Annotated in this window: 10 protein-coding genes; all 10 read left to right on the top strand. The window is 70.2% G+C overall.

From position 1 onward, the window contains the following. The first annotated feature begins 59 nt into the window (after window positions 1-59). The 10 genes from polA to ABD259_RS06875 all read left to right on the top strand — a co-directional run bounded on the left by polA (window position 60) and on the right by ABD259_RS06875 (window position 12,326). Entirely contained in the window at window positions 60-2,831 is a 2,772-nt protein-coding gene (polA, locus tag ABD259_RS06830; protein WP_344160914.1) for a DNA polymerase I, read from the top strand. 105 nt (window positions 2,832-2,936) lie between these two features. Continuing rightward, window positions 2,937-3,353 carry an alternative ribosome rescue aminoacyl-tRNA hydrolase ArfB gene (gene arfB, locus ABD259_RS06835; protein WP_344160917.1) on the top strand — a complete coding sequence of 139 codons (417 nt, stop codon included), beginning with the start codon at window positions 2,937-2,939 and terminating at the stop codon, window positions 3,351-3,353. Window positions 3,354-3,770: 417 nt separating this feature from the next. Continuing rightward, window positions 3,771-5,273 carry a 30S ribosomal protein S1 gene (gene rpsA, locus ABD259_RS06840; protein WP_344106263.1) on the top strand — a complete coding sequence of 501 codons (1,503 nt, stop codon included), beginning with the start codon at window positions 3,771-3,773 and terminating at the stop codon, window positions 5,271-5,273. Window positions 5,274-5,351: 78 nt separating this feature from the next. Next, window positions 5,352-5,858 (top strand): GNAT family N-acetyltransferase, encoded by a 507-nt coding sequence (locus tag ABD259_RS06845; RefSeq protein ID WP_344106266.1) that lies wholly within the window; start codon window positions 5,352-5,354, stop codon window positions 5,856-5,858. Between the two features lie 17 nt (window positions 5,859-5,875). Continuing rightward, window positions 5,876-6,481, top strand: a complete 606-nt coding sequence (coaE, locus tag ABD259_RS06850) for a dephospho-CoA kinase (RefSeq protein WP_344106268.1) — start codon at window positions 5,876-5,878, stop codon at window positions 6,479-6,481. Window positions 6,482-6,639: 158 nt separating this feature from the next. Then, on the top strand, window positions 6,640-8,748 hold the full coding sequence (uvrB, locus tag ABD259_RS06855) for an excinuclease ABC subunit UvrB (RefSeq protein WP_344106270.1): 2,109 nt from the start codon (window positions 6,640-6,642) through the stop codon (window positions 8,746-8,748). A gap of 148 nt (window positions 8,749-8,896) precedes the next feature. Next, window positions 8,897-9,331, top strand: coding sequence for a VOC family protein (locus ABD259_RS06860; protein ID WP_344160920.1), 435 nt, complete (start codon window positions 8,897-8,899; stop codon window positions 9,329-9,331). A gap of 108 nt (window positions 9,332-9,439) precedes the next feature. Beyond that, entirely contained in the window at window positions 9,440-9,922 is a 483-nt protein-coding gene (locus ABD259_RS06865; RefSeq protein WP_344106275.1) for a DUF3060 domain-containing protein, read from the top strand. Between the two features lie 283 nt (window positions 9,923-10,205). Further along, window positions 10,206-11,201, top strand: coding sequence for a GNAT family N-acetyltransferase (locus ABD259_RS06870; RefSeq protein WP_344160923.1), 996 nt, complete (start codon window positions 10,206-10,208; stop codon window positions 11,199-11,201). A gap of 225 nt (window positions 11,202-11,426) precedes the next feature. Further along, window positions 11,427-12,326 carry a hydroxymethylglutaryl-CoA lyase gene (locus tag ABD259_RS06875; RefSeq protein WP_344106280.1) on the top strand — a complete coding sequence of 300 codons (900 nt, stop codon included), beginning with the start codon at window positions 11,427-11,429 and terminating at the stop codon, window positions 12,324-12,326. Window positions 12,327-12,359: the final 33 nt, after the last annotated feature.

Here is a 12,359-nt window from a genome sequence, read left to right on the forward strand (position 1 = left end):
CTGGCGCGTCCAACCGCCAGGGGCGCGCAAATGTCCCCACCGCATCCTAGGATTTGCTTGTGGTGAAGACTCAACAGACCCCCGACCAGAACCGTTCCTCCCCGGCCTCCGGGGGTGAGGCCGCGAGCCGTCGGCGCCTGCTCCTGCTGGACGGCCACTCCATGGCCTTCCGCGCCTTTTTCGCGCTGCCTGTGGAGAAGTTCGCGACGAGCACCGGTCAGTCCACCAACGCGGTCTACGGCTTCACCTCGATGCTGATCAAGCTGCTGCGCGAGGAGCAACCCACGCACATCGCGGTGGCCTGGGACCTGTCCGGTCCGACGTTCCGGCACGAGGTGTACGAGGAGTACAAGGAGGGCCGCGCCGAGACCCCGCACCAGTTCCCCTCCCAGGTGGAGCTGATCCAGGAACTGCTGCGGATGATGGGCGTCATCAGCGTGACCGCCACCGGCTTCGAGGCCGACGACGTGATCGCGACCCTCGCCCACCAGGCGGGCGAGCAGGGCATGGAGGTGCTCATCGCCTCCGGCGACCGCGACGCGTTCCAGCTGGTCACCGACGATTGCACGGTGCTGTACCCGGGTAGGAGCCTGTCCGACCTGACCCGGATGACCCCGGAGCGGGTCGAGGAGAAGTTCGGCGTACCGCCGGGCCTCTACCGCGACCTCGCCGCTCTGGTGGGGGAGAAGGCCGACAACCTTCCCGGCGTCCCCGGGGTCGGCCCCAAGACCGCCGCCAAGTGGATCACCAAGTACGGTTCCCTGGACGAGCTGGTCGCGCACGCCGACGAGCTCACCGGCAAGGCCGGGCAGAATTTCCGCGACCACCTGGACGATGTCCTGCGCAACCAGCGGCTCAACGAGCTCGCCACCGACGTCGAGGTCGCGACCCCGGTCACCGAGCTCACCATGCGGGACGCCGACCCCGCCTCCATCAACTCCCTGTTCGACGCCCTGGAGTTCGCCTCCACGCTGCGCGACCGCCTGTTCGCCGTGATGGGGGCCGACTCCACGCAGGGCGGCGGTGAGTCCGATGGCGACGGTGAGGGCTTCTCCGTCGACCTGACGGTTGTGGGCACCGGCGAGGTCGACGCATGGCTGCGCGGCCACGCCTCCGGCGGCGAGCGCGTCGGGTTGGCCCTCTCCGGCGAGTGGGGGCGCGGTACCGGGTCGATCAGCGGCCTGGCGATCGCCGCCCCCGGCGGAGCCGCGGCCCACATCGACCCCACGGCCCTGGACCCCGACGACGAGCGGGCGCTGGCCGCCTGGCTGGCCGATCCCGCCCACCCCAAGGCGGTGCACGACGCCAAGGGGCCCATGCTCGCGTTGGCCGCGCACGGCTGGGAGCTCGGCGGTCTCACCAGCGACACCGCGCTCGCCGCCTACCTGGTGCAGCCCGGCCAGCGCAAGGTCGACCTCGTCGACCTGTGCCGCAAGTACCTCAACCGCGAGCTCAGCGAGCACACCGGCGACGGCGAGCAGCTCACCCTCGACGTCACTGGGGAGGGCGACGCCGCCGACAACGCGCGGCGCGATCTCGCCCTGCGCGCCCGTGCCACCCTCGACCTGGCGGCCGGTCTCGACTCCGATCTGCGCAAGCGCGGCGCCGACCGCCTCCTGGCCGATCTGGAGCTACCTTTGGTCCGGGTGCTGGGCGCTATGGAGCGCACCGGCATCGCCGTGGACCGCGCCTACCTCGACAGCCTGGAGGAGGAGTTCGCGGCGGCGGTGCGCCAGGCGGTGTCGGAGGCCCACCGGGTGGTCGGCCACGAGTTCAACCTCGGTTCGCCCAAGCAGCTCCAGCAGGTGCTGTTCACCGAGCTGGAGCTGCCCAAGACCAAGCGCATCAAGACCGGTTACACCACCGACGCCGACGCGCTGGCCTGGTTGGCCACCCAGACCGACCACGAACTCCCGGCGATCCTGCTGCGCCACCGCGACCAGACCCGGCTGCGGACCACGGTCGAGGGCCTGATCAAGACGATCGCCGAGGACGGGCGCATCCACACCACCTTCAACCAGACGGTGGCGGCTACCGGGCGGCTCAGCTCCACCGACCCCAACCTGCAGAACATCCCTGTGCGCACCGACGCGGGGCGGCGCATTCGCCGCGCGTTCGTGGTCGGGGAGGGGTACGAGAACCTGCTGACCGCCGACTACAGCCAGATCGAGCTGCGCATCATGGCGCACCTGTCCGAGGACGCCTCGCTGATCGAGGCGTTCCAGACCGGCCACGACTTCCACGCCGAGATCGCCGCCCGAGTGTTCAAGATCGGCGTCGACGAGGTCGACGGGGAGGCGCGCGCCCGGATCAAGGCGATGAACTACGGTCTGGCCTACGGGCTGAGCGCCTATGGCCTCTCCGCTCAGCTGGGGATCACGCCCGATGAGGCGCGCCGCCTGATGGACGACTTCTTCGCGCAGTTCGGTGGGGTCCGCGACTATTTGCACGCGGTGGTCGAGCGTGCGCGCCGCGACGGTTACACGGAGACGATGCTGGGCCGCCGCCGCTATCTGCCGGATTTGACCAGTGACAACCGTCAGCGCCGGGAGATGGCGGAGCGGATGGCGCTCAACGCCCCCATTCAGGGGTCGGCCGCCGACATCATCAAGGTGGCGATGCTGGATGTGGATGCCGCGCTGCGCGAGGGGGGGTTCACTTCGCGGATGCTGCTACAGGTCCACGACGAACTCGTTTTGGAAGTGACCTCGGGCGAGTTGTCGGATGTCCGAAAACTGGTGTCGGAAAAGATGGCGAACGCCTATGCTCTCCGTGTGCCGCTGGCCGTGTCGGTCGGCGTCGGCAGCAACTGGCACGACGCCGCGCACTGAACGTCGCCGGCGGGCACGGCGTGTTCCGCGACGGATCCGACGCCCGTCGGCGCCGGTGCGGCGCGCGCACCCGTCGCGATGATCCAGGGAGAGGAGGGGCCGACGATGCCGGGCTGTGTCCGGGTAGTCCTGGTCGACAGCGAGCTGCGGTGGCGCTTCTCCCGCTCCGGGGGGCCGGGCGGGCAGCACGTCAACACGTCCGACACGCGTGTCGCGCTCTCCCTGGATCTCACCTCCACGGCCGCCCTCACCGACGACCAGCGCCAGCGCGCGCTGCGGCGGCTGGAGGGCCGCTTGGTCGGCGGTGTGCTGACGGTCACCGCTGCCGACAGCCGTTCCCAGTCCCGCAACCGCGAACTGGCGCGGGAGCGGCTCACCGCTGTGCTGGCCGAGGCGGCCGCCCCGGGGCCCCGTGCCCGCCGGGCCACCCGGCCGGGCCGCGCGGCCAAGGAACGTCGGCTGAAATCCAAGCGCCGCCGCGCCGAGCTCAAACGGACACGCGCACGGCGGTTCGACGACTGATTCGGTCGTCCCCGCTCGACCCCGCGACCCTTGATGCGTGAGATGGGCCACACTCTGGCGTGGGACGTGTGAGAAGTAGAATGCCCTGGTTGCGCTCATTGGTCCGTTAGACGTCCGGGATTCCGATTGACCAAGACGCCCGCGTCTCATATTCTGACCGGAGCGTTGTGGACTCGCATGCGCAGCTCGACCTCGAAAGTTCGTTCCGAGAGAGGCAGACCGATCGCCTCTACCTGGGGCGCAACCCGAGCCGGGTGGGCGCGACGGTCGCTTGGCACGTGTGAAGAGGCGGGGAGACCCCCGGGGCGTATTCGTGGCTCCGGACTCGTCGTCGTTGTTCGGCGGTCCGCCGGGTATCCGTTCGATTTCGCAGCGCACCCATTTCTGTCCATATCCGTGTCCGGAGTCCACCCACACATGACGAGCAGCACCGAGGCAACCTCGACACCCCAGGTAGCGGTCAACGACATCGGGTCCGAGGAAGCCTTCCTCGCAGCGATCGACGAGACCATCAAGTACTTCAACGACGGTGACATTGTCGAGGGCACCATCGTGAAGGTCGATCGAGATGAGGTCTTGCTCGACATCGGTTATAAGACCGAGGGTGTGATCCCTTCCCGCGAGCTCTCGATCAAGCACGACGTCGACCCCGGTGAAGTGGTGTCCGTCGGCGACCACGTCGAGGCCCTGGTCCTCCAGAAGGAGGACAAGGAAGGCCGTCTGATCCTGTCCAAGAAGCGCGCCCAGTACGAGCGCGCCTGGGGCACCATCGAGAAGATCAAGGAAGAGGACGGCGTCGTCACCGGTACGGTGATCGAGGTCGTCAAGGGCGGTCTGATCCTCGACATCGGTCTGCGCGGCTTCCTGCCCGCGTCCCTCGTCGAGATGCGCCGCGTCCGCGACCTCCAGCCCTACGTGGGCCGGGAGCTCGAAGCCAAGATCATCGAGCTCGACAAGAACCGCAACAACGTGGTCCTGTCGCGCCGTGCCTGGCTGGAGCAGACCCAGTCCGAGGTTCGCCAGACGTTCCTCAACACCCTGCAGAAGGGCCAGATCCGCAAGGGCGTCGTGTCCTCGATCGTCAACTTCGGCGCGTTCGTCGACCTCGGCGGCGTCGACGGTCTGGTGCACGTCTCCGAGCTGTCCTGGAAGCACATCGACCACCCCAGCGAGGTTGTCGAGGTCGGCCAGGAGGTCACCGTCGAGGTTCTCGACGTCGACATGGAGCGCGAGCGCGTCTCCCTGTCCCTCAAGGCCACCCAGGAAGACCCCTGGCAGCAGTTCGCCCGCACGCACCAGATCGGCCAGGTCGTTCCCGGCAAGGTCACCAAGCTGGTTCCGTTCGGTGCGTTCGTGCGCGTCGAGGAGGGCATCGAGGGCCTGGTCCACATCTCCGAGCTGGCCGAGCGCCACGTCGAGATCCCGGAGCAGGTCGTCCAGGTCGGCACCGAGATCTTCGTCAAGATCATCGACATCGACCTTGAGCGCCGCCGCATCAGCCTCTCGCTGAAGCAGGCGAACGAGGCAGTGTCGCCGGACCAGGTCGACTTCGACCCGACCCTCTACGGCATGGCCGCCGAGTACGACGAGCAGGGCAACTACAAGTACCCCGAGGGCTTCGACCCCGAGAGCGGCGAGTGGCTCGAAGGCTACGAGACCCAGCGCGACGAGTGGGAGCAGCAGTACGCCCAGGCGCAGGCTCGCTTCGAGGCGCACCGCAAGCAGGTCGAGGAGGCCCAGGCCGCCGAGGCCGAGGCCGCCGAGGCGCCGGCTGAGGCCGAGGCCGCGCCGAGCGCTCCGGCCCCCGCCGCTGGCGGTGGCGGTGGCGGCGGCAACGCCGAGGCGCCCTCCGGTGGCGCCCTGGCGTCCGACGAGGCGCTCGCCGCGCTGCGCGAGAAGCTCGCGGGCGGTGGCGAGTAGGACCGCCGCGGTTCCCTGACGCGAATCGCTAAGGGCCGCTCCCCTTCGGGGGAGCGGCCCTTTCGCTATGGTCGGAGGGTGAGCACCCCGCGAATCTCCGTCGCCGATGAAGCCGACATCGGTGAGATCTGGACCGTGCAGCGGGCCGCCTACCTGGACGAGGCCCAGGCCGTGGGCGACCCCTACATCGCCCCTCTTGCCGAGACCCGCGAGCAGATCGGCGCCTACCTCGGCGAGGACCGCATCCTGCTCAAGGCGGTGCTCGGTGGGCGGATCGTGGGCACCGCGCGGGGCCGCGGGACCGGCGCGGGGTTCCTCATCAACCGACTGGCCGTCGTTCCCGACGCGCGCCGCCGGGGCATCGGCCGGGCCCTGCTGGCCGCGCTGGAGGAGCACGCCCTGCGGGCCCGGCCCGACCTGGAGTCCTTCGCCCTGGTCACGGGGCGCGGTGGCGCGGCCGACCTGCGGCTCTACCGCGCGCTCGGCTACACCGAGACCGGCCGGGAACGGCTCGCCAACCACATCACCACCGTGCACCTCCGCAAACCCGCTCCCGGGGGCGCGCCCGAGGCGCCGGTGGGCTAGGAGATAGGCTCGGCTGCATGCTGCGTGTAGGACTCACCGGGGGGATCGGCTCGGGCAAGAGCGAGGTGTCGCGCCGCCTCGCGGCGCACGGCGCCCTGGTCATCGACGCCGACCAGCTGGCCCGCGAGGTCGTCGAGCCCGGGACCTCCGGCCTGGCGGAGATCGTCGCGGAGTTCGGCGAGGAGGTCCTCACCCCCGAAGGGGAGCTGGACAGGCCGCGGCTCGGTGAGATCGTGTTCGCCGATGCCGACAAGCTGGCCCGGCTCAACGCCATCGTCCACCCGCGCGTCGGGGAGCGCACGGAGGGTTTGATGGCCCAGGCGGCGGAGGACGCCATCGTGGTGTACGACGTTCCGCTGCTGGTGGAGAACGGGCTGGGCGCGCTCTACGATCTGGTCGTGGTGGTCGACGCCCCCGAGGAGACGCGGATCGAGCGCCTGATCAACCACCGCGGCATGCCCGAGGACCAGGCCCGGGCCCGGATCAAGGCGCAGGCCACCCGGGAGGAGCGGCTGGCCGCGGCCGACATCGTCGTGGACAACGCCGGCACGGTCGCCGACCTCGACCGGGCCGTCGCTGACCTGTGGAAGCGGCTGGTGGAGCGTGCCGCCGCGCACGCCTGACCCGCTTTTCCCGATGTCCCGCTGCACGTTTCCCGGCGCTGGGGCGGGGCCGCGCGCGGGCTTCCGTGCGTCCACCGTCCGGTGGTGGAGGTTTTCTGTCACCTTCCGCCGATACCGTGGAAGGGTCCGGGGCTAAACCGATGGGGAGTTGACGCGACGTGCGGCCGGTGACCGATATCCAGCGCAAGATGGCGCCCTTCGAGGTGGTTTCGGAGATGTCGCCCGCGGGCGACCAGCCGTCGGCGATCGCCGAGCTCACCCGGCGGATCAACGCCGGGAACTCCGACAGCGTCCTGCTGGGCGCCACCGGTACGGGCAAGACCGCCACGGTGGCGTGGCTGGTGGAGCAGGTCCAGCGGCCCACCCTGGTCATGCAGCCCAACAAGACGCTCGCCGCGCAGTTCGCCAACGAGCTGCGGGAGATGCTGCCGAACAACGCGGTCGAGTACTTCGTCTCCTACTACGACTACTACCAGCCCGAGGCCTACGTCCCGCAGACCGATACCTACATCGAGAAGGACTCGTCCATCAACGACGAGGTGGAGCGGCTGCGGCACTCGGCCACCAACTCGCTGCTCACGCGCCGCGACACCATCGTGGTCGCCTCCGTGTCGTGCATCTACGGCCTGGGCACGCCGCAGGAGTACGTCGACCGCATGGCGATGCTCAGCGTCGGCATGGAGGTCGACCGCGACGAGCTGCTGCGCAAGCTCGTCGAGATGCAGTACACCCGCAACGACACCGCGTTCACCCGGGGCACGTTCCGCGTCCGGGGCGACACCATCGAGATCATCCCGGTCTACGAGGAGCTGGCCATCCGCATCGAGATGTTCGGTGACGAGGTCGAGCGCCTGCAGACGCTGCACCCGCTCACCGGGGAGGTGCTCGGCGAGGACGACGAGATGTACATCTTCCCCGCCTCGCACTACGTGGCGGGCCCCGAGCGCACGGAGCGGGCCATCAGCGCCATCGAGGCCGAGCTGGCCGAGCGCCTGAGCGAGCTGGAGGCCCAGGGCAAGCTGCTGGAGGCGCAGCGGCTGCGCATGCGCACCACCTATGACCTGGAGATGCTGCACCAGATCGGGACCTGCTCGGGTATCGAGAACTACTCCCGGCACTTCGACGGCCGCGAGCCGGGCAGCGCCCCCAACACGCTGCTCGACTACTTCCCGGAGGACTTCCTGCTCGTTGTCGACGAGTCGCACGTCACCGTCCCGCAGATCGGCGGCATGTACGAGGGCGACGCCTCCCGCAAGCGCACCCTGGTCGACCACGGCTTCCGGCTGCCCTCGGCGCTGGACAACCGGCCGCTGAAGTGGGAGGAGTTCCTGGGGCGGATCGGACAGACGGTGTACCTGTCGGCCACCCCCGGCCCCTACGAGCTGCGGCAGAGCGGCGGCGACGTCGTCGAGCAGGTCATCCGGCCCACCGGGCTGGTCGACCCGGAGGTCATCGTCAAGCCCACCGAGAACCAGATCGACGACCTGGTCCACGAGATCCGGGTGCGTTCCGAACGCGACGAGCGGGTCCTGGTGACCACGCTGACCAAGAAGATGGCCGAGGACCTCACCGACTACTTCGCCGAGCTCGGGATTAGGGTGCGCTACCTGCACAGCGAGGTCGACACCCTGCGCCGCGTGGAGCTGCTGCGCGAGCTGCGCGTGGGCGAGTTCGACGTGCTGGTCGGCATCAACCTGCTGCGGGAGGGCCTGGACCTGCCCGAGGTGTCGCTGGTCGCGATCCTCGACGCCGACAAGCAGGGTTTCCTGCGCTCGGAGACGTCGCTGATCCAGACCATCGGTCGCGCGGCGCGCAACGTCGACGGGCAGGTGTTCATGTACGCCGACACGGTCACCGAGGCCATGCGCAACGCCATCGACGAGACCAACCGGCGCCGGGCCAAGCAGCAGGCGTACAACGAGGAGAACGGCATCGACCCGCAGCCGCTGCGCAAGAAGATCGCCGACATCCTGGACTCGCTGGCCCGCGAGGATGTCGACACCGAGGAGCTGCTGGGCACCGGCTACCGCAAGGGCGACCAGGGGCGGACGCCGGTCCCGGCCCTGTCCTCGACGGCGGGCGAGGGGCGCTCGCCCGATATCGCCAAGATGCCGCGCGCCGAGCTCGCCGACCTGATCGACCAGTTGGGTGAGCAGATGCACCAGGCAGCGGCCGACCTGCAGTTCGAGCTGGCCGCCCGGTTGCGCGACGAGATCAAGGAGCTCAAGCGGGAGCTGCGCGGCATGGACGCCGCCGGGGTCGGCTGACCCGATCCTTTGCTGAGGGGGCCGGCCGGTGCGGCCGGCCCCGCGCTGTGTCGTGGGGACGGGAGTTGCGCGCCCTGTGGTTCGAATATATGTTCGATGAAACCTTGGCTGTTCGTCCACCGAGAGGAATAGGGGAGTGGTTTCCGCCATGGCCCATACCTTCCAGGTCACCTTCGACGCCCACGCGCCGCGCAAGCTCGGCCGGTTCTGGGCGGAGCTGCTCGGCTACGAGGAGCAGCCGCCGCCTGCCGGCTTCGCGACCTGGGACGAGGCGCTCACCGCCTTCGGCGTCCCCGAGGAGGAGCGCAGGCGCGACAGCGCGTATGCCATCGTCGATCCGGCCGGTGCCGGGCCGCGGATCTTCCTGCAGCAGGTACCCGAGGGCAAGAGCGCGAAGAACCGGGTGCACCTGGACGTGAACGTGGCCGCGGAGCTGCCGCACGACCGGCGCCGGGCGAAGGTCGCCGAGGTAGCCGAGCGGGCCGTCGAGCTGGGGGCGACGCGGGTGCGGGAGGTCGACGACCCCAAGGGCTACGCGATGGTCATGCTCGACCCGGAGGGCAACGAGTTCTGCCTGCAGTAGGGGCTTTCCGGCCGAGGGGGGAACCGCCCCCGCTACCCTTGCGTCCAACAGAGGGCAAACGGGCCCGGACGCGCCGGGTCGGGATGGCGGACGTCGAAGGAGAAGCTCATGCGGATGCGGGGACCGGGCATGGCGGCGATCGCGGGCGTGATCGCCCTGATGGGAGCGGGTTGCGGCCTGTCGGTCGACTCCGAAGGCGTGTCCTTCTCCACCGAGGACGGCAGCGGGGCCAAGGTCGACCAGGACGGGGTCTCGGCCGAGAACTCCGACGGCGGGGTGTCCGTCGGCGAGGACGGGGTCGACGTCGAGGTCGGCGACACCGTGAACATCACCTCCGGCGGCGAGACCACCGTGGACGACTGCGCCGGCCGCATGGTCAACATCGCCTCCAGTGACGCCACGGTCGTCCTCAACGGCGCGTGCGGCGCGGTGAACGTCTCGGGGAGCGGAACCACGGTCCACCTGGCCACGGCCGACTCCCTCACCCTGGCGGGCTCGGACCTCACCGTGTACCACTCGGGGGACAAGCCCAAGGTCGTCGATCTTGGCAGCGGTAACGAAATCACGTCGGGCGGGGATGCCAGCGGGTGACCGCTTGATGCCGTAGGGGCGCGGACGCGGGGCTGGTGGCGGGATCTCCCGAAGAATCGGCTACCGTGGTTCCTTCCAGGGTTTGTCACAGTGCAATTGCACGGCGACAAAACCGGAACGATTTCCGTAACTTTGTCGCGGCTCGCAGACGAGAGTCGTGGCAAGGCGGTACGGTCTCTGTGGTGATGGCGCGACGTTGCGTGTTCGCCCGTCGGTTCTGGTCACGCCGCGCCACTGAGCCGTGACATGGGCAGGTAGTCGTACTGCGGCCGGGGAGTGTGAGATGAGCGGTTATGTCGCCCGGGTGCGGCATGACGACCTGTCAAGCCGCAGCGCCGAGTTCGATCTGCTGGTGAGTTCGGCGGCGCGGCGCTGGCGCGGCGTCGACCCCCTTCTACCGGTTCCCGCCCAGCCCCGCGCGAGCACGTACCCCCTGCTGACGGTCAGCGACGGCGCCGGGCGCCCGGTGGCCGCGGGGACCATGCGCTACTCCTGGTACCAGCCCGGCGAGCCGGGGCGCACCTGGGGCGTGCCCGACCAGCACTGGCTCACCCCCATCGTCGGCGGCCCCGATCCCGGGGGCGCGCTCGACTCGCTGCTGACCCACTGGCGCGAGCAGCTGGAGGCGCTGCCCACCGGCACGGGCTCGGAGTCCGCGGCGGTGCTCACCTGGCCCTCCCGCGACGTCTGCGGCGTCCTCCCGCTGCAGCGCCACGGGCTGCAGCCCTACAGCGTCCTGGCGGTGCGCGGCTTCCGCCGGGGTGTTCCGCCGTCGCTGCCGCCGCGCGACGTCACCATCCGGCTGGCCGGCGCCGACGACGTCGCGCAGGTCGTCGGCCTGCTCATGGAGGAGCACCGCTACGAGGAGGCCTTCGGCGGGGTGTTCATCCAGGCCGAGACCGCCGAGCAGACCCGGCGGGTGGTCGCGCGGGCCCTGAGCCGCTCGCCCTCGTGGATCTGGCTGGCCGAGCGCGGCGGCCGCCCCGTCGGCCTGGTGTGGGCGTCGCCGCCCGAGCGCGCCCACTGGGCGGCGCCGCTGGTCAGCGCGTCCCCCACCGCCCACATCGGCTACGGCGTCGTGGCCGAGGAGGAGCGCGGCCAGGGCATCGGCACCGCCCTGGTCAGCCAGGTGCACCAGGCGCTCGACAGCTACGGGATCGCGGTCACCCTGCTCAACTACGCGATGATGAACCCGCTCTCCGGGCCGTTCTGGAACCGCATGGGCTACCGCCCCCTGTGGACCACCTGGGAGATCCGTCCGGCCCTCGCCCTGCGCTGACCCGTCCCCGCCCCGACCTTCCGTTGATCTCGGCGATATCGACCGAATACCAGCGAGTATTCGGTCGATATCGCCGAAATCAACGGTGTGAACCCCCGGAGGTGGGCGGCGAACCCCCGTTGACTAGGCTGGCGTGTGATGATCGGCACCATCCGCCGCGCACGGCGCGCGATGGCGGCCGCGGACGATGACGTCAGTGGGACCCGGGAATGAGGTGATCGCGCCATGGCGGCCGGTCGGGTCGAGATCGTCGAGGTCGGACCACGGGACGGCCTGCAGAACGAGGACCGGGTCCTGTCCGTCGCGGAGAAGATCGAGCTGATCGACCGCGCGGTCGCCGCCGGGATCCGCCGCATCGAGGCGGTGAGCTTCGTCAACCCCAAGCGGGTGCCGCAGATGGCCGGGGCCGAGGAGGTCATGGCCGGGATCGACCGCGGCGCCGGGGCCTCCTACATCGGGCTGGTGCTCAACCGCAGGGGCCTGGACCGCGCGCTGACCGCCGGCGTCGACGAGGTGAACGTGGCGATTCCGGCCACCGACGAATTCTGCCGCCGCAACCAGGGCTGCACGGTCGAGGAGATGCTGGGGGCCTACGACGACATCGCCAAGGCCGCGTCCTCGGCCGGGATGCCGGTGAGCGTCACCGTCTCCACGGCCTTCGGCTGCCCCTTCGAGGGCGAGACCCCGCCGGAGCGCGTGGCGGAGATCGCCCGCCGGGCGGCGGCGTCCGGGGCGGTGGAGATCGCCCTCGCCGACACCATCGGCGTCGGTGTCCCCCGGCAGGTCAGCGACCTGGTGCGGCGGGTGCGCGCGGTCGCCGGCGGCGCCCGGCTGCGCTGCCACTTCCACAACACCCGTAACACCGGCTACGCCAACGCGCTCGCGGCCGTCGAGAACGGCGTCACCGTGCTCGATTCCAGCGTGGGCGGGTTCGGCGGCTGCCCCTTCGCCCCGGCGGCCACCGGCAACATCGCCACCGAGGACCTGGTGTATATGCTGCACCGCAGCGGGGTGGAGACGGGCACCGGCCTCACGGCGCTCACCGACCTCGGCGCGTGGCTCGGCGCCCGGCTGGACAAGGCGCCCCCGGCGCTGCTGGGCCGTGCCGGAGCGTTCCCGGCCTGATTGGGGGGCGCGGGTGGCGGTGCCATACCAGCG

This window comes from Nocardiopsis rhodophaea, from assembly GCF_039530945.1.
GTDB classification, from domain to species: Bacteria; Actinomycetota; Actinomycetes; order Streptosporangiales; family Streptosporangiaceae; genus Nocardiopsis_C; species Nocardiopsis_C rhodophaea.